The organism is Achromobacter sp. SIMBA_011 (assembly GCF_046535435.1).
Lineage (GTDB): Bacteria > Pseudomonadota > Gammaproteobacteria > Burkholderiales > Burkholderiaceae_B > Achromobacter > Achromobacter dolens.
In genome coordinates, this window is the sequence record NZ_JAWRWN010000011.1 from 117,323 (window position 1) to 133,998 (window position 16,676).

A 16,676-nucleotide genomic window follows, 5' to 3' on the forward strand; every position below is an offset into this window, starting at 1 on the left:
CCCCGCCATGACTCCCTTCCGCGCCGCGCTGCTGGACCTGGACGGCACCCTGCTCGACTCCATCCCCGACCTGGCCTTCGCGGCCAACGCCATGCGCGTGGAACTCGGCATGATCGCGCTGCGCGAGGATGTCGTGGCCACCTTCGTCGGCAAGGGGGTGGACAATCTGGTGCGCCGCAGCCTGGCCGGCAGCCTGGACGCCGCCGACCCCTCGCCCGAGGACTTCGCCCGGGCGCGCGAGGCCTTCTACCGCCACTATCACCTGGTCAACGGCGAACGCGCCCAGGTCTACCCGGGCGTCATGGAAGGGCTCAAGCACATGCGCGACCAGGGCCTGAAACTGGCCGTGGTCACCAACAAGCCCACCGAATTCACCCTGCCGCTGCTGCAACGCACCGGCCTGGCCGGGTTCTTCGACGCGGTGGTGTGCGGCGACACCTGCGCCCGCCGCAAGCCCGACCCCGACCAGGTGCTGCACGCCTGCGAGCTGCTGGGCGTGACGGTGGCCGAGGCCGTCACCATCGGCGATTCCATCAACGACGCCCAGGCCGGCCGCAGCGCCGGCACCCAGGTGCTGGTGGTGCCGTATGGTTACAACGAAGGCCGTGACGTGCGCGAGCTCGATGTCGATGGTATAGTGGACACGCTCGTCAACGCCGCCCAGTGGGTGGAGCTCTGGAATCAGAACCAGAACGCCGCGAAAGCCCAGGCCTGAAGCCGGGGTCCGCGCCCTTGACGGCATACCTGACTATCGAACCGATATCCTCCTGATGAACGTTTCCATCCAGAACCAAATGCTCGGCGCCTCGTGGCGCTGGTGGCGTTTGTCTTCCGGGTGGCGATGATTCCCTTCCCGGCCCTGGACGCGTCCCCGCCTCCCAGCGCCGATACTGTGTAGAACACAGAGCCAAGCCCGGAACCAGTAACCTGGACCGGGCTTTTTGTTGTGCGCCCGGTCCCAAGCAGATACCCATCGCCCACGAGACCCGCCATGACCGAAATCGAATTCAAAGCCCTCGCCGCCCAAGGCTACAACCGCATCCCGCTGGTGGCCGAGACCTACGCCGACCTGGACACCCCGCTGGGCATCTACCTGAAGCTGGCCCATGCCGGCCCGCAGGCCGGCCGCATGACCTGCCTGATGGAGTCGGTGGTGGGCGGCGAGCGCTTCGGCCGCTACTCGTTCATCGGCCTGCCGGCCCGCACGGTGATCCGCGCCAGCGGCACCCGCACCGAAGTGCTGCACGACGGCAAGGTCGTGGAAACCCATGACGGCGACCCGCTGGCCTTCATCGAGCAGTACCAGGCCCGCTTCAAGGTGGCCCTGCGCCCCGGCATGCCGCGCTTCTGCGGCGGCCTGGCCGGCTACTTCGGCTACGACACCGTGCGCCACATCGAACCGTGCCTGGGTCCCGCCGTGAAGCCGTTCCCGGCCGGCATGGAAGGCGGCACGCCCGACCTGATGCTGATGCACGTGGACGAACTGGTCATCGTCGACAACCTGGCCGGCCGCATCTACCTGATGGTCTACGCCGACCCGGGCCAGCCCGAAAGCTACAGCCGCGCCCAGCAGCGCCTGCACGACCTGCGCGCGCGCCTGCGACGCCCGGTGGAAATTCCCTACAGCCACGCCAGCATGCAGACCGAGGAGCGGCGCGACTTCAAGAAGGAAGACTACCTGGCGGCCGTGCACCGCGCCAAGGAACACATCGCCGCCGGCGACCTGATGCAGGTGCAGATCGGCCAGGTCATCGCCAAGCCGTTCCGCGACTCCCCCCTCTCGCTGTACCGCGCCCTGCGGTCGCTCAATCCCTCCCCCTACATGTACTTCTGGAACTTCGGTGATTTCCAGGTGGTGGGCGCCTCGCCCGAAATCCTGGTGCGCCAGGAGCGCGTGGTGGTGAACGGCGCGCCCAAGTCGCAGGTCACCATCCGCCCGCTGGCCGGCACCCGCAAGCGCGGCGCCACGCCCGAGGAAGACGCCGCCCTGGCCGCCGAGCTCAAGGCCGACCCCAAGGAAGTGGCCGAGCACGTGATGCTGATCGACCTGGCCCGCAACGACGTCGGCCGCGTCGCCGAGGTGGGTTCGGTCAAGGTCAGCGACACCATGGTGATCGAGCGCTATTCGCACGTGATGCACCTGGTGTCCAACGTCACCGGCAACCTGAACCCGGGCATGAGCAGCATGGACGTGCTGCGCGCCTCGTTCCCTGCCGGCACCCTGACCGGCGCGCCCAAGGTCGAGGCCATGAAGATCATCGACGAGCTCGAGCCCGTGCGCCGCGGCATCTACGGCGGCGCGGCCGGCTACCTCAGCTACGGCGGCGAAATGGACGTGGCCATCGCCATCCGCACCGGCGTCATCAAGGACGGCACGCTGTACGTGCAGGCCGCCGCCGGCATCGTCGCCGACTCCAACCCCGAAGCCGAATGGGCCGAGACCGAGGCCAAGGCCCGCGCCGTGCTGCGCGCCGCCGAGCAGGTCCAGCACGGCCTGGACGAGCCCATCTGAGACGCCCGCCGCCCCAATGACCGCCCCGGGCCGCGAATCGGCCCGCCTGGAGAAAAAAATGCTGCTGATGATCGACAACTACGACTCGTTTACCTACAACCTGGTCCAGTACTTCGGTGAACTGGGCGAGGACGTGCGCGTGGCGCGCAACGACCAGATCACCCTGGAAGAGATCGCCGCGCTCAACCCCGACCGCATCTGCGTGTCGCCCGGCCCGTGCTCGCCGGCCGAGGCCGGCATCTCGGTGCCCGTCATCCAGGCCTTCGCCGGCAAAAAGCCGATCCTGGGCGTATGCCTGGGCCACCAGGCCATCGGCGCCGCCTACGGCGGCAACATCGTCCGCGCCCAGCAGATCATGCACGGCAAGACCGTGCGCATCTCGCATACCGGGACGGACATCTTCACCGACCTGCCGACGCCGTACACTGTCATCCGCTACAACTCGCTGACCATCGACCCGGCGACGCTGCCCGAGTGCCTGGCCGTGACCGCCACGGCGCCGGACGGCGACATCATGGGCGTGCGCCACAAGACGCTGCCCCTGTACGGAGTACAGTTCCACCCCGAATCCGTGCTCAGCGAACACGGCCACGCCCTGCTGCGCAATTTCCTGAACCTCGCCTAAGAAGGACGCACCGTGACGATCTCCCCCTCCGAAGCGCTGACGCGCTGTATCGAACACCGCGAAATTTTCCACGACGAAATGCTGCATCTGATGCGCATGCTGATGCGCGGCGAGATGTCGCCGCAGATCGCAAGCGCCCTGCTGATGGGCCTGCGCGTGAAAAAGGAAACGGTGGGTGAAATCACCGCGGCCGCACAGGTCATGCGCGAGTTCGCCACGCCGGTGGTCACGCCCAACCCCGAAGACCTGCTCGACATGTGCGGCACCGGCGGCGACGGCAGCCACACCTTCAACATCTCCACCACCGCCATGTTCGTGGCGGCGGCGGCCGGCGTGCCGATCGCCAAGCACGGCAACCGTAGCGCGTCCTCGTCGAGCGGCAGCGCCGACGTGCTGGAAGCGCTGGGCGCCAACCTGGTGCTGACGCCCGAGCAGGTGGCCGAGTGCATCCAGGCCACCGGCATCGGCTTCATGTTCGCGCCCGCCCATCACGGCGCCATGAAGAACGTGGCCGCGGTGCGCAAGGAACTGGCGGTGCGCACCATCTTCAACATCCTCGGCCCGCTGACCAACCCGGCCGGCGCCGCCAACCAGTTGATGGGCGTGTTCCACCCCGACCTGGTCGGCATCCAGGTGCGCGTGCTGGAACGACTGGGCTCGCGCCACGTGCTGGTGGTGCATGGCAAGGACGGCATGGACGAGGCCTCGCTGGGCGGCGCCACCATGGTGGGCGAACTCAAGGACGGCAAGGTCAGCGAGTACGAGATCCACCCCGAGGACTACGGGCTATCCATGATGTCCAACCGCAGCATCAAGGTGTCCAATCGCGAGCAATCGCGCGAGCTTGTCATAGAGGCGCTGGACAATGTCGAGGGCACCGCCCGCGACATCGTCGCGCTGAATGCGGGTCTCGCCATTTACGCAGGCAATAAAGCCGATTCCATTCCCGCAGCGTTAGCGCTAGCATTTGAACTGATTTCCACCGGCGCGGCGCGAGCCAAGCTGGAAGATTTCTGCGCATATACCCGGAAATTCCAGAAATGAACGATATTCTCGCGAAGATCCTCGCCGTCAAGGTCGAGGAAGTCGCCGCCGCCCGCCAGATGCGCAGCGAAGCCGAAGTCCTGCGCGAAGCGCAGGCGCGCCAGGACGTGCGCGGCTTCGCCCAGGCCATCGAAGACAAGATCTCGCAGGGCAAGGCCGGCGTCATCGCCGAAATCAAGAAGGCCTCGCCCTCCAAGGGCGTGCTGCGCGACACCTTTCAGCCGGCTGAAATCGCGGCCTCCTATGCCGTGCACGGCGCCGCCTGCCTGTCGGTGCTGACCGACGTGCAGTTCTTCCAGGGCTCGCACGACCACCTGCGCCAGGCGCGCGCGGCCTGCTCGCTGCCGGTGCTGCGCAAGGACTTCGTGATCGATCCCTACCAGATCATCGCCGCGCGCGCGATGGGCGCCGACTGCGTGCTGCTGATCGTCGCCGCGCTCACGCCCACGCAACTGCGCGAGATGGAAACGCTGGCCATGGAACTGGGCATGGACGTGCTGGTGGAAGTGCACGACGCCCAGGAACTGGACATCGCGCTGACGCTGAAGACGCCGCTGCTGGGTGTCAACAACCGCAACCTGCGCACCTTCGAGACCAGCCTGCAAAACACGCTGGATCTGCTGCCGCGCATTCCCGCCGGCAAGCGCGTGGTGACGGAAAGCGGCATCCTCAAGCCGGAAGACGTGAAGCTGATGCGCGCGCACAAGGTCGACGCCTTCCTGGTGGGCGAGGCCTTCATGCGCGCCGCGGACCCGGGCGCCGAGCTGGCGCGCGTGGTCGGCTGAGCCGCCGCCGGTCCCGCGCCACGCGCGATACGGGGCGCGGCCCGCCAGGGCGTCCTTGCATGTTCATGCCTGCGTGTTGATGCATGCGTGCTCTTGCATGCGCGTTCACGCAGCGTCGTTCAACCTGGCCGTGCCAGCCCCAGCGCCGCCGCGCGTCGGTACAAGGTGCTGCGGTGCACGCCCAGCGCGCGCGCCGCGGCGCTGACGTTGCCGGCGTGCGCGGCCAGCGCCGCGCGGATCGCGTCGTCGGCCATGGCCTGCAGGCTGGCCGCGCCCGCGGCCGCCTGCGCCGCCGGCATGCCGCGGATGTCCGCCGGCAGCATTTCTTCATCGACCCTGCCGGACGCGCCCGCCAGCACGTGCAGCGTGCGCAGCACCGCCGCCATCTGGCGATAGTTGCCGGGCCAGGCGTATTGCGCCAGCGCGTCCTCGATGCCCCCCGGCAGCGCCGGCCCGCTGCCCTGCGCGGCCCACAGCGTGCGCAGTAATTCGCGCAGGTCGGGGCGGGCGCGCAGCGGCGCGAGCGTCACGGTGTATTCGGCGATCCGGAAGTACAGGTCGGGGCGCACCGGCGCGTCCGGGCCATCGTGCGCCAGCGCGCGATGGGTCGCGCACACCAGCGCGAAGTCGACCGCCACCGGCCGCGCCGCGCCCAGCGGCGACACCTCCCGCGACTGCAGCACGCGCAACAGGCGCGCCTGCAGCGCCAGCGGCATGTCGCCGATCTCGTCCAGGAACAGCACGCCCCCGTGTGCCTGCCGCAGCAGGCCCTTGCTGCCCTGGCGGCGCGCGCCGGTGAACGCGCCGTCTTCATAGCCGAACAGCTCCGACTCGATCAGGCTTTCGGGCAGCGCGGCGCAATTGACCGCCACGAACGGGCCGGCCGCGCGCCGGCTGCGCGCATGCAACTGGCGCGCGAAGACCTCCTTGCCCGCGCCGGTCTCGCCCTGCAGCAGGATCGATACGCCCGCGTCCGACAGATGCACCGCGCGCGCCAGCGCGCCCAGCGTGGCCGCGTCGAAGCTGGCGGCATCGCGCTGGGCCAGGGGCGCCGGCAGCGCGGGCGTGGCCGGCAGGCGCAGCGCCGGTTGCGGGGCGACCGGCGGCCGCGACCGGGGCAGGCGCAGGCGCGCGTGGTAGACCGCGCCGCCGCGCGCCTGCACCCGCCCGGCCGCGTCGGGCGCCTGTTCCATGACGCCCTCGAACAGGTCCGCGTAGCGATAGACGCCCAGCGCCGTGGACGCCAGGCCCAGCACCTGCATGGCGCGGCGGTTGGCGCCCACCAGCAGGTCGCCCTCGAAGGCCAGCAGGGCCTCGCCCGGCGTGCCCAGCGCGGAACGGTCGGCATGCAGGCGCAGCACCGCGCAGGGTTCGTGCGCGCTGTCGAACAGCCGGTGCTCGATCAGGTCGACGGCGGCCCGCACCAGCGCCAGCACGTCGGGGCGCACCTCGCGCGCGGGACTGGAAAGATCCAGCACGCCCAGCATGCGCCCTTCGCTGTCGGTGATCGGCACCGCGGCGCAGGTCAGGATGCGGTTGGGTTCGAAATAGTGTTCGGCGCCGTGCACCACCAGTGAACGGCCTTCCACCAGCGCGGTGCCGATGGCGTTGGTGCCCGCGGCGGCCTCGTCCCAGGCCGCCCCGGGCATCAGCGCGACGCGCGAGGCGCGTTGCGCGAAATCGATGTCGCCGTCGCTGTCCAGCACCAGGCCCTGGGCGTCCGACAGGATCACCAGGCCGTCGCTGCCGCCTTCGCGGCGCAGCAGCGACATGGCGGGTTCGGACAGCCGCCGCAAGGCCTCGTTGCGCTGGCGTGCCTCGCGCAATTCGGCGGCGGTCATGGGCTCGGCGCGGCGCTTGCCGCGCATGTCGAAACCCAGGTCGGCGCAGCGGCGCCAGGATCGCAGGATGGGTTCGGCGACCAGGCCGCCGGGCACCACGCCCTGCTGGTTGAACAGCTGGCGCGCTTGCGTCAGCGGGTGCCGACCGGATTGAGTGGCCATGCATGTCTCCTTGGACGGTGTTCTGCGACACCTGTTCCGCGACAGTGTCGCGAAACGCGACACACGGTAGCGGCGAAACGCCGCCCACGCCCCTGCCGGCGCGTGGCAATCTACTTTCGCACGCGGCATGCGCGCTTGTCCAGCCGCGTCCCCGGACATGGCACGCGGTTTGCTTGATACGAAGCAGGCACCCGACTGCCGTTACACCGACTATACGGAGACAAGCATGGACATCGCGACCCGCGTCACCCCCGAATCCTATGGCACGCGCCTGGACCTCAGGACGCAGTACGACAACTTCATCGACGGCAAATGGCAGAAGCCCGCTGACGGCGAGTACTTCGACAACGTCACGCCGGTCACCGGCCAGGTGCTGAGCCGCAACGCCCGCTCGAAAGAGCGCGACATCGAGCTGGCGCTGGATGCGGCGCATCGCGCCGCGCCCAAATGGGGTGCGACCCCGGCCGCCGAGCGCGCGCAGATCCTGATGCGTATCGCCGACGTGATGGAGGCCAACCTGGAACGCCTGGCCACCGCCGAGACCTGGGACAACGGCAAGCCGATCCGCGAGGCCCGCGCCGCCGATATCCCGCTGGCGATCGACCACTTCCGCTACTTCGCCTCATGCATCCGCAGCCAGGAAGGCGGGCTGTCCGAGATCGACCACGACACCGTCGCCTACCACTTCAACGAGCCGCTGGGCGTGGTCGGCCAGATCATCCCGTGGAACTTCCCCATCCTTATGGCCGCGTGGAAGCTGGCGCCGGCGCTTGCGGCGGGCAACTGCGTGGTGCTCAAGCCGGCCGAGCAGACGCCGCTGGGCATCCTGCTGCTGATGGAACTGATCGGCGACCTGCTGCCCCCGGGCGTGGTCAACGTGGTCACCGGCTTCGGCCTGGAAGCGGGCAAGCCGCTGGCCTCCAGCAAGCGCATCGCCAAGATCGCCTTCACCGGCGAGACCACCACGGGCCGCCTGATCATGCAGTACGCGTCGCAGAACATCATCCCCGTGACGCTGGAGCTGGGCGGCAAGTCGCCCAACATCTTCTTTGCCGACGTGGCGGCGCAGGACGACGACTTCCTCGACAAGGCGGTCGAGGGCTTCGTCATGTTCGCGCTGAACCAGGGCGAGGTCTGCACCTGCCCCAGCCGCGCGCTGATCCAGGAATCGCTCTACGACAGGTTCATGGAGCGCGCGCTCAAGCGCGTTGCCGAGATCAAGCAGGGCAACCCGCTGGACGCCGACACCATGCTGGGCGCGCAGGCCTCCACCGAGCAGTTGGAGAAGATCCTGTCGTACCTGGACATCGGCAAGCAGGAGGGCGCGGCGGTGCTGGCCGGCGGCGCGCGCGCCCAGTTGCCGGGCGCGCTCGAAGGCGGCTACTACGTGCAGCCCACCGTCTTCAAGGGGCACAACAAGATGCGCGTGTTCCAGGAAGAGATCTTCGGGCCGGTGGTGGCGGTGACCACGTTCAAGGACGCCGACGACGCGCTGGCGCTGGCCAACGACACGCTCTACGGCCTGGGCGCGGGGGTCTGGTCGCGCGACGCCAACACGTGCTATCGCATGGGCCGCGCCATCAAGGCCGGGCGGGTCTGGACCAACTGCTACCACGCCTATCCGGCGCACGCCGCGTTCGGCGGCTACAAGCAGTCCGGGATCGGCCGCGAGAACCACAAGATGATGCTCAACCACTACCAGCAGACCAAGAACCTGCTGGTGAGCTACTCGCCCAAGAAACTGGGTTTCTTCTGACCCACGGGCGATGCCCGCCGGTGCGTCGCGGATCGACCCATGCCAGGTCGTCCCGCGCCGCGTCGGCGCGGCGTCGCGGGAGTTGCATCATGCCAGGACCCACTCCGCGCGTGGTCGGCACCGACGCGGCGCGCGCACTGATCGAAACCTTGCGCGCCAAGCACGGCCCGCTGATGTTCCACCAGTCGGGCGGCTGCTGCGACGGCAGTTCGCCCATGTGCTACGCGCAGGGCGAATTCCTCGTCGGCGGCTCGGACGTGCTGCTGGGCGAACTGGAAGGCTGCCCGTTCTACATGGGCGAGGACCAGTTCGCCTACTGGGAGCACACCCAGCTCATCATCGACGCCGTGCCTGGACGCGGCGGCGCGTTTTCGCTCGACAGCGCCGAAGGACAACGCTTCCTGCTGCGGTCGCGGCTGTACTCCGACGACGAGTGGGCCCACGTGGCCCCGGTCACGCGCGGCTGAAACCGGCCTGCGGAGCCGCCCGGCGGGCATGGCGCGTCAGGAACGCCGCGGTCCGCCGCCCTTGCGTGCCAGCTCGGCGCCACAGGTCACCTGCTGTTGCCACTGGAACGACACGCGGCGGATGCGCGCGGCGCGGAATTGCGTGAACGAACGGCCACCCGGCATGGGTGCGCCACGTAGCGGACTGCTGCTGTTTTTCATTGTGGGAAAAGCGTTGGCGGAGAAATTCTGCAAGATTGCCGCGTGGCCGCGGCCAGGAGGAAAAGCGGACCTGGCGGCCTCAGCCGGCCGCGGGGGCCCAGGCGCTGACGGGCGCGCGGCGGGTCCATTCGAGCGCGTCCTCGAGGCGGTCGTTGCCCCAGAACATTTCGCCATCCACCAGGAACGTCGGCGCTCCGAACAGGCCCAGGTGACGAGCCTCATCGACCCGGCGGCGCAGCGCTTCCTTGGCGGCTTCCGACTTGGCGCGCGCGATCAGCCCGTCGGCGTCCAGCGACAGCTCGGTCAGCAACGCGTGCACCACGTCCTCGGCCTGGATGTCCTCGTCGCGCTGGAAATTGGCGCGGAACACCGCCAGGCAGAAATCACGGCCCCAGGGTTGGTCCTCGCCCAGCAGCGCGATGCGCGCCGGCAGCACGCTCATGCGCGGGAACAGGCGCGGCCGGTTGTAGGGCACGCCGTACTTTTCGGCCAGACGCGCGATATCGCGCATCATGTAGGCGCCCTTGCCGGGAAACAGGCGGAACGGCGTGTCATTCCAACCCTGGGCCTGGAAGATCGGACCCAACAGGAACGGTCGCAGGTCGACGCGCACGTCCGCCTGCGCCGCCAGGCCGGCGATGCGCTCGATCGCCAGATAGCTGTAGGGGCTGGCGAAATCGAACCACATCTCGAGGCGGGGCGTGGTGGACAGGGGCGCATTCATGGCACAAGCTCCAACGGCTGGGAAACCAGGGCGACCCGCGCATCCGGCAGGCCGCTGAGGACGACGTCTCGATCGCTGTCCACCGTGATGGACTCGCCGGCCCGCAGCACGCTGTCGTCCGGGCAACGGTATTCGGACAACCAGACCGTGCCGGCATGACACTCGATACGCAGGCCCGAGGCACGCTTGAGCAGCATAGTCGAACCCCGGGTCAAATGAAATGACATTCCCGCAGTGCAACATAACCGGATCATGGCGCATCCTCCGCCGCAACGGCGTCCAGCGTGCCGGGCGCGGTTGGCGTGTTGCCGCTTCGCCCGTCGTCTGAGTCATATTGGACGCCGCAGGCGTTATATTGCACAAGCGACATTTCCGCCGCCTACGCATGAGTTTTACGCATGTCATACCCGCTAGCCAAACTTCCCCCGCTTGATCTGGTGCGAGGCTTCGTCGCCGTGGGCCGGCGCATGAGCATCACGCTGGCGGCACAGGACCTGCACGTGACGCAATCGGCCGTCAGCCGGCAGATCCGCGCGCTGGAAGCGCACCTGGGCGTGCCGCTGCTGTTGCGGGGCTTTCGCAGCGTCTCGTTCACGTCCGAGGGCGCACAGTTGTTCCGCATGGCGGACGGATGGCTGAGCCAGCTCGGCGACCTGACCGAGCAGTTGCGCGCGCCGGAGCGCCGCACCCCGGTCACCGTCACCACCACCATCGGCGTGGCCTCGCTCTGGCTGCTGCCGCGGCTGGGCGACTTCCAGGCCGCCTATCCCAATATCGACGTGCGCGTCGCGGCCGACAACCGCGTCATCGACATCGATCGCGAGAGCGTCGACATCGCCATTCGCTACAGCCTGCGCGACACGGTGCCGGACGGCGCCGTCTGGCTGTTCGGCGAGTCGGTGGTGCCGGTGGCGCATCCTTCGCTCAAGGCCCGCGCCCTGGACGCGCGCGAGCTGCAGCGGCACGTGCTGCTGGAATTCGACGACCCCACCCGCCCCTGGCTGCAATGGTCGGAATGGCTCAACGCGCGCGGCCTGGGCCGCGTGCGGCCAAAGGGCATGCTGCGCTTCAACCAGTACGACCAGATCGTGCATGCGGCGCTGGCCGGCCATGGCATCGCGCTGGGGCGGCTGGCGCTGATCGCGCCGATGCTGGCGGACCGGCGTCTGGCCACGATCGGCGGCCAGCCCGCCGATGCCACCGAACACGCCTACTGGTTGGTGCGCAATGCGCGCCGCAGCACCCCCGACGCCGAGATCGTGACGCGCTGGCTGATGCAGCAGGCCGCGGCCACCGCGCGCCTGTTGACCCCTGAACAAGACTGACAAATGCGGTTCGCCCGCGGACATGCCGGCCTTTTCAGACCAACGCACCGGCCGATGGTCTGGGCAGCCCGCTACAAGTTCTATACAAACCTTCATAGATTCGCGTTGCCCCTCCTGTAGATTGCGGCCTGCATCCCCGCACGGCTCCGAGCTCCCCTGCGAATGAACCCCGTACCCACCGTCCCGACGGCGGGCGCGGCCTGTTGCCGCCGTTTCGCGGCAACGCCCCGCATTTCTTTCATGACGCAGATGAAGCGCTTCCGTTCCGCGGACGCCTGGCAAGCCTGGTTCATCAACTTCCAGCGTTCCTTCCTGATCCTGCTGGCGCCGTGGCTGGTCTCGGTGCTGGCGCAAGGCGCCGGCCGCGTCTACCTGCTGGCGACCTATGCGCCGCCGGGCGCCTACGCCGCTTTGCCGCAGGACATCAACCGCACCCTGGCGATCGGCCTGCTGTTCGACATCAAGGTCGCGGCCATCGCGTTCTCCGCGCCGCTGCTGGCCGCCCTGCTGCTGGCCGCGCGGCCGGCGGCGCAGGCGCTGTGGCTGCGTTGCCTGCCCTACCTGGGCGCCGTGATGGCGACGCTGTTCGCCGCCAGCACGGTGGTGAGCGTGTGCTACTTCGCCACCTTCTCGCGCTCGATCGACATCTTCGTGTTCGGCCTGATCGATGACGACACCCGCGCCATCGTGGCGACGTTGTGGCACGGCTATCCGGTGCTGCGCACGCTGGCGCTGCTGGCGGCGGTGCTGGCCGCGACCAGTTGGCTGGCGTGCCGCTGGCGCGCCCGGGTGCTGCGCGCGCGCCTGGCGCGGCGGCCGCTGGCGCCCAGCGCCTTGCGGATGCTGCTGATCCTGGGCGTGACCGTGCTGGCCTGCCGCGGCTCGCTCGGCACCTTCCCGCTCAACAAGGACGACACGGGCATTTCCTCGCTGCGGCTGCTCAACGACATCGCGCCCAACGGCATTTCGGCTTTTTTCTGGGCGCTGTCCGAGCGCGACAACGACAAGCGCTTCACGAACGTCACCGACGAGGAGGGCGCGCGGCTCTACCTGCGCTTCCTGGGTCGGCCGGACCACGGCCTGAGGCCCTTCATGGCCACGACCGGCGCCAACCCGCGGGCGCGCGAACGGCCGCCGCACATCGTGCTGCAGGTCATGGAAAGCATGGGCCACCACATGAACATGTACGACCGCCCCGGCCGCGACCTGCTGGGCGCGCTGCGGCCGCACTGGCGCGAGGACTGGCGCTTCGACCGCTTCCTGTCAGAGGGCAACGGCACCATCGACAGCCTCAGCCGCCTGCTGGTGCGCAGCCCGATACCTGCCACGAGCCAGTCGTCGGCGGCCAGCGCCACCTTCGCCAGCAACGCCTTCGCGCCGTTCCTGGCGCGTGGCTACCGCGTGGTGTTCGTCACCTCGGGCACGGCCACCTGGCGCAACCTGGGCCGCTTCGCCAGCCATCTGGGCGCGCAGGAGTTCGTCGACCAGTTGGGGTTGCGGCAGCACTACCCCGAAGCGCAGCCCGGCGTCTGGGGCGTGCCGGACGAATACATGTTCCGCTATATCGGCGAACGACTGGCGCGGGCCGACCGCGACGGCGAGCGCCTGCTCATCATGGCCCTGTCCACCACCCACCATCCGCCCTTCCTGGTGCCCGAGGGCGGCCAACGCGGCGGCCTCGACCTGGGCGAGATCGAACGGCTGCCCTACTACGCCAACTGGACCGGCCTGGACGAAGCCTTCGACACGTTGCGCTACGCGAATGATCAATTGGGCCGCTTCCTGACCGGTCTGAAGGCCTCGCCGAGCGGTGCCCGCACCATTGTCGCCGTCACCGGCGACCACAACATCCTGGGCGTCGACTATGCGCTCGACAGCGACGCCGTGCTGGCACACGCGGTGCCGTTCTACCTGTATGTCCCACCCGCCTATCGGGGGCAATCGACCTATGACCCGTCGCGTCCCGGCAGCCACAAGGACATCCTGCCGACGCTCTATCACCTGAGCCTGCCGGACACGCCCTATTTCCGCAGCGGCTGCGACCTGCTGGCCGCGCGGCCAGACCCGCAGTGGTGCTTCGGCTTCAACAATCCGCGCCTGCTGATCACGCGCGAGGGCGCTTACCAGCGCGACCGTCCCGGCCGCATCCGGCCGTGGGCGGACGGCACCGGCCTGGCGCTGGCGGACGAGCGCGACGCCACGCCGGAGCAGGCCGCCGAACTGGCCCGGCTCGACGCCTACGGCCCGCTGCTGCAATGGCAGATCAACTACCAGGTGCAGCACCAACTGCCATCGCGCCCGGAGCGGCCTTGAGCCGCGTCGCCGCGCGCCGATCGCAATCCGGCCGCCGGCAAGCCGGGCAGCGTTGCCGCAAGACCCGCTAGTCCACGCGCACCAGCGCGTCTCCCGCCGTCATCTCGCCGATTACCGCGGCGTCGGCGAAGCCCTGCTCGCGGAACAGGTCCAGCACCGCTTGCGCCGCTTGCGGCGCGCACGCCACCAGCAGGCCCCCGGAGGTCTGCGGATCGGTCAGCAATGCCCGTTCGACGTCGGTCACGCCCGCCCCCAGCCGTACCGATTCGCCGTACGAGGCCCAGTTGCGTCCGGAGGCGCCGGTGATCACGCCGTCGGCGGCCAAAGCCTGCACGCCCGGCAGCCACGGCAGGGCCTCGCGCCGCAGGGCCGCGGTCAGCCCCGCGCCGCGCGCCATTTCCAGCGCGTGGCCAAGCAGGCCGAAGCCGGTGACGTCGGTGATGGCGTGCACGCCGTCCAGCGCCGCGAGCGCCGCGCCTGGTCGGTTCAGGCGCGTGGTCATCTCGATCATTACGCGGTAGCCATCCGCGTCCAGCCGGTTTTTCTTGAGCGCCGCCGACAGGATGCCCACGCCCAGGCCCTTGCCCAGCACCAGCACGTCGCCGGCGCGCGCGTCGGCGTTGCGCTTGATGCGGCCCGGATGCACCAGCCCCATGGCCGCCAGGCCGTAGATCGGCTCGACCGAATCGATACTGTGGCCGCCGGCCACCGGAATGCCGGCGTCCTTGCAAACCGACTCCCCGCCGCGCAGGATGTCGGCGATGACGTCGTGCGGCAGCACGTTGATGGGCATGCCGACGATCGCCAGCGCCATGATCGGCGTGCCGCCCATCGCATACACGTCGGACAGCGCGTTGGTGGCCGCGATGCGGCCGAAATCGTAGGGATCGTCGACGATCGGCATGAAGAAGTCGGTGGTCGCGATCAGGGCCTGCTCGTCGTTGAGGCGGTAGACCGCCGCATCGTCGGCCGTCTCGGTGCCCACCAGCAGGTTGGGATAGCTGGCGGCCGGCCCGAAACGGGCCAGCAATTGCGACAGCACGCCGGGCGCGATCTTGCAACCGCAGCCGCCGCCGTGCGAGAGCGAAGTCAAGCGCGGCACCGCCGCGGACGCTGCATCCTGGGTCATGTCAGTCTCTCCGTAAGTGATGGGAAAAGGATAGCATCGCGCCCCCGAATGGCCCTATGATGATCCGGCAGCAGGCAGCAACGGACGGCCGCCCGCCACCGGGCGCACCGACAGCCAAACTTCACCGTGCGTGAGGGCTATATGGATCGCCGACTCTTCCTCCGTTTCTCAGGCGCCCTGTGCGCCGCCCAGGCGGCCTTGCCCCTGGCCGCGCGCGCCGAACAGACGCCCGTCAGCGCCGACTGGCGCAGCTTCGAACTGACCACCCACATCCAGGTGCTGGACCCCGGCGCCCATCCGCGCCTCTGGATCCCCCTGCCCTACGCCACCGACACGTCCTACCAGCGCGGCGCGCAAAGCGCCTGGCTGGTCAGCGGCGGCGGCAGCGCGCAACTGGCGCAGGCGCCAGGCTACGACGTGCGCATGCTGGCGGTGCAATGGCCCGACGCCCAGGCGCCACGGGAAGTCACGGTGACCAGCCGCTTCCAGACCCGCAACCGCCGCATCGACCTGACCCGGCCGCCGTCAGGGGCCCCGCGCGAAAGCGTCGCCACCCTGCGCGAATTCATTCAGCCCACTGCGCTGCTGCCCACGGACGGCATCGTCAAGGCCACTGCGGACCGCATCACTCGCGGCCACCAGGGCGCGCTGGCGCGAGCCCGCGCGATCTATGACTGGGTGGTCGACAACACCTGCCGCACCGCCTCCACCCGCGGCTGCGGCACCGGCGACGTGCGCTACATGCTCACCGCCAACGATCTGAACGGCAAATGCGCCGACATCAACGCGTTGTTCGTCGCCCTGGCGCGCGCCGCGGGCATTCCCGCCCGCGATGCCTACGGCCTGCGCGTGGCCGACTCGCAGCTCGGCTTCAGGAGCCTGGGCAAGGCCGGCGACGTCACCCGCGCGCAGCACTGCCGCGCCGAGTTCTACGCCGACGGCTATGGCTGGATTCCGGTCGACCCGGCCGACGTGCGCAAGGTCATGCTGGAAGAGCCGCCTGGCGACCTGCCCGCCACCGACCCGCGCGTGCGCAGCGCCCGCGTCATGCTGTTCGGCGCCTGGGAAATGAACTGGGTCGCCTACAACCACGGCCACGACGTCGCCCTGCCGGGCTCCGCCCACGGCCCGGTGCCGTTCCTGATGTATCCCAACGGCGAAACCGTCGACGGCCGGCTGGACAGCCTCGACCCCGACCGCTTCCGCTACACCCTGACCGCGCGACCCCTGTCCGCCTGAGCAGGTCACGCCATGCTCAGTCGCCGCCAACTGCTGCAATCCGCCCTGTCGCTGGCGGCCCTGCCCGCCTGGGCGGGCGCCGCCAGCGACAGCGCCCTGAAGCTCGCCACCGGTCCCGACTGGGCGCCCTGGACCGCCGCCACCCCGCCCCTGGTGCTGCCCGACCTCGCCGGCCGCGAACAGAAACTCGGCAACTGGCGCGGCAATGTCGTTATCGTCAGCTTCTGGGCGACATGGTGCGACCCGTGCCGCGACGAAATCCCCCTGATGTCGGCCATGGCCAGGCGCCACCGCGAGGAAGGCCTGCGCCTGGTCGCCGTCAACGTCGGCGAGGCCCTCGGCAAGATCACCACCTTCCTGGCCAAATGGCCCGTCGCCGGCGCGGTGCTGCACGACCGCAACAGCACCGTTTCCAAGAAATGGGACGCCATCGGCCTGCCCGCCAACTACCTGGTCGACCGCGGCGGCAGCATCCGCCACTGGCACCTGGGCGCCCTGGACTGGAAGGCGGAGAACGTCAGCGGCGTCGTCACCCGGATGTTGCGCGCGTAGG

The 16,676-nt window shown here is 69.2% G+C and carries 16 protein-coding genes; 11 read left to right on the top strand and 5 right to left on the bottom strand.

Translation table 11 applies throughout. The features are described from left to right. Positions 1-7: 7 nt before the first annotated feature. The 5 genes from SB816_RS27150 to trpC all read left to right on the top strand — a co-directional run bounded on the left by SB816_RS27150 (position 8) and on the right by trpC (position 4,966). Positions 8-715, top strand: coding sequence for a phosphoglycolate phosphatase (locus tag SB816_RS27150; protein WP_026385137.1), 708 nt, complete (start codon positions 8-10; stop codon positions 713-715). Between the two features lie 276 nt (positions 716-991). Beyond that, on the top strand, positions 992-2,512 hold the full coding sequence (gene trpE / locus SB816_RS27155; RefSeq protein ID WP_395757298.1) for an anthranilate synthase component I: 1,521 nt from the start codon (positions 992-994) through the stop codon (positions 2,510-2,512). 58 nt (positions 2,513-2,570) lie between these two features. Then, positions 2,571-3,137, top strand: a complete 567-nt coding sequence (locus SB816_RS27160; RefSeq protein WP_049077392.1) for an aminodeoxychorismate/anthranilate synthase component II — start codon at positions 2,571-2,573, stop codon at positions 3,135-3,137. Positions 3,138-3,149: 12 nt separating this feature from the next. Next, positions 3,150-4,181 carry an anthranilate phosphoribosyltransferase gene (gene trpD, locus SB816_RS27165; RefSeq protein WP_049070803.1) on the top strand — a complete coding sequence of 344 codons (1,032 nt, stop codon included), beginning with the start codon at positions 3,150-3,152 and terminating at the stop codon, positions 4,179-4,181. Beyond that, complete coding sequence (trpC, locus tag SB816_RS27170) at positions 4,178-4,966, top strand: indole-3-glycerol phosphate synthase TrpC (RefSeq protein ID WP_410547791.1); 789 nt, start codon at positions 4,178-4,180, stop codon at positions 4,964-4,966. Before trpD ends, trpC begins: the two co-directional genes overlap by 4 nt. Positions 4,967-5,085: 119 nt before the next feature. On the opposite strand, the gene SB816_RS27175 is transcribed toward trpC, so the two are convergent. Further along, entirely contained in the window at positions 5,086-6,969 is a 1,884-nt protein-coding gene (locus tag SB816_RS27175; RefSeq protein WP_410547792.1) for a sigma-54-dependent Fis family transcriptional regulator, read from the bottom strand. A 226-nt stretch (positions 6,970-7,195) separates the two neighbouring features. Here SB816_RS27175 and adh point away from each other — a divergent pair, with 226 nt between their 5' ends. After that, the gene (adh, locus tag SB816_RS27180) at positions 7,196-8,725 is read left to right on the top strand and encodes an aldehyde dehydrogenase (RefSeq protein ID WP_054503629.1); all 1,530 of its coding nucleotides are present in this window, start codon (positions 7,196-7,198) and stop codon (positions 8,723-8,725) included. Between the two features lie 89 nt (positions 8,726-8,814). Beyond that, positions 8,815-9,192 (top strand): DUF779 domain-containing protein, encoded by a 378-nt coding sequence (locus SB816_RS27185; RefSeq protein ID WP_269874348.1) that lies wholly within the window; start codon positions 8,815-8,817, stop codon positions 9,190-9,192. 36 nt (positions 9,193-9,228) lie between these two features. Here SB816_RS27185 and SB816_RS27190 read toward each other — a convergent pair whose 3' ends face one another. The 3 genes from SB816_RS27190 to SB816_RS27200 form a co-directional block, all read right to left on the bottom strand. Then, on the bottom strand, positions 9,229-9,357 hold the full coding sequence (locus tag SB816_RS27190) for a hypothetical protein (RefSeq protein ID WP_410547793.1): 129 nt from the start codon (positions 9,355-9,357) through the stop codon (positions 9,229-9,231). A gap of 115 nt (positions 9,358-9,472) precedes the next feature. Further along, positions 9,473-10,117 (bottom strand): 2-hydroxychromene-2-carboxylate isomerase, encoded by a 645-nt coding sequence (locus SB816_RS27195; RefSeq protein ID WP_054503631.1) that lies wholly within the window; start codon positions 10,115-10,117, stop codon positions 9,473-9,475. Continuing rightward, positions 10,114-10,371 carry a DUF2917 domain-containing protein gene (locus tag SB816_RS27200; RefSeq protein WP_054503632.1) on the bottom strand — a complete coding sequence of 86 codons (258 nt, stop codon included), beginning with the start codon at positions 10,369-10,371 and terminating at the stop codon, positions 10,114-10,116. Before SB816_RS27200 ends, SB816_RS27195 begins: the two co-directional genes overlap by 4 nt. A gap of 144 nt (positions 10,372-10,515) precedes the next feature. On the opposite strand from SB816_RS27200, the gene SB816_RS27205 reads away from it, so the two are divergent. Further along, positions 10,516-11,442, top strand: a complete 927-nt coding sequence (locus SB816_RS27205; RefSeq protein WP_116792723.1) for a LysR substrate-binding domain-containing protein — start codon at positions 10,516-10,518, stop codon at positions 11,440-11,442. A gap of 240 nt (positions 11,443-11,682) precedes the next feature. Further along, complete coding sequence (locus tag SB816_RS27210; protein WP_240317371.1) at positions 11,683-13,755, top strand: LTA synthase family protein; 2,073 nt, start codon at positions 11,683-11,685, stop codon at positions 13,753-13,755. A 67-nt stretch (positions 13,756-13,822) separates the two neighbouring features. Here SB816_RS27210 and selD read toward each other — a convergent pair whose 3' ends face one another. After that, the gene (gene selD, locus SB816_RS27215; protein WP_410547794.1) at positions 13,823-14,884 is read right to left on the bottom strand and encodes a selenide, water dikinase SelD; all 1,062 of its coding nucleotides are present in this window, start codon (positions 14,882-14,884) and stop codon (positions 13,823-13,825) included. Between the two features lie 141 nt (positions 14,885-15,025). Between selD and SB816_RS27220 the strand changes: the two genes are divergently transcribed. Both SB816_RS27220 and SB816_RS27225 read left to right on the top strand, forming a co-directional pair. Further along, positions 15,026-16,123 carry a transglutaminase-like domain-containing protein gene (locus tag SB816_RS27220; RefSeq protein WP_054503635.1) on the top strand — a complete coding sequence of 366 codons (1,098 nt, stop codon included), beginning with the start codon at positions 15,026-15,028 and terminating at the stop codon, positions 16,121-16,123. Positions 16,124-16,135: 12 nt separating this feature from the next. Beyond that, entirely contained in the window at positions 16,136-16,675 is a 540-nt protein-coding gene (locus SB816_RS27225; protein WP_054503636.1) for a TlpA disulfide reductase family protein, read from the top strand. Position 16,676: the final 1 nt, after the last annotated feature.

Excerpts from the sequence above, each read along its gene's own strand:
- SB816_RS27150 (WP_026385137.1), top strand. The coding sequence starts at position 8 with ATGACTCCCTTCCGCGCCGCGCTGCTGGACCTGGACGGCACCCTGCTC.
- trpE (WP_395757298.1), top strand. The coding sequence starts at position 992 with ATGACCGAAATCGAATTCAAAGCCCTCGCCGCCCAAGGCTACAACCGC.
- SB816_RS27160 (WP_049077392.1), top strand. The coding sequence starts at position 2,571 with ATGCTGCTGATGATCGACAACTACGACTCGTTTACCTACAACCTGGTC.
- trpC (WP_410547791.1), top strand. The coding sequence starts at position 4,178 with ATGAACGATATTCTCGCGAAGATCCTCGCCGTCAAGGTCGAGGAAGTC.
- SB816_RS27175 (WP_410547792.1), bottom strand. The coding sequence starts at position 6,969 with ATGGCCACTCAATCCGGTCGGCACCCGCTGACGCAAGCGCGCCAGCTG.
- adh (WP_054503629.1), top strand. The coding sequence starts at position 7,196 with ATGGACATCGCGACCCGCGTCACCCCCGAATCCTATGGCACGCGCCTG.
- SB816_RS27185 (WP_269874348.1), top strand. The coding sequence starts at position 8,815 with ATGCCAGGACCCACTCCGCGCGTGGTCGGCACCGACGCGGCGCGCGCA.
- SB816_RS27190 (WP_410547793.1), bottom strand. The coding sequence starts at position 9,357 with ATGCCGGGTGGCCGTTCGTTCACGCAATTCCGCGCCGCGCGCATCCGC.
- SB816_RS27195 (WP_054503631.1), bottom strand. The coding sequence starts at position 10,117 with ATGAATGCGCCCCTGTCCACCACGCCCCGCCTCGAGATGTGGTTCGAT.
- SB816_RS27200 (WP_054503632.1), bottom strand. The coding sequence starts at position 10,371 with ATGATCCGGTTATGTTGCACTGCGGGAATGTCATTTCATTTGACCCGG.
- SB816_RS27205 (WP_116792723.1), top strand. The coding sequence starts at position 10,516 with ATGTCATACCCGCTAGCCAAACTTCCCCCGCTTGATCTGGTGCGAGGC.
- SB816_RS27210 (WP_240317371.1), top strand. The coding sequence starts at position 11,683 with ATGACGCAGATGAAGCGCTTCCGTTCCGCGGACGCCTGGCAAGCCTGG.
- selD (WP_410547794.1), bottom strand. The coding sequence starts at position 14,884 with ATGACCCAGGATGCAGCGTCCGCGGCGGTGCCGCGCTTGACTTCGCTC.
- SB816_RS27220 (WP_054503635.1), top strand. The coding sequence starts at position 15,026 with ATGGATCGCCGACTCTTCCTCCGTTTCTCAGGCGCCCTGTGCGCCGCC.
- SB816_RS27225 (WP_054503636.1), top strand. The coding sequence starts at position 16,136 with ATGCTCAGTCGCCGCCAACTGCTGCAATCCGCCCTGTCGCTGGCGGCC.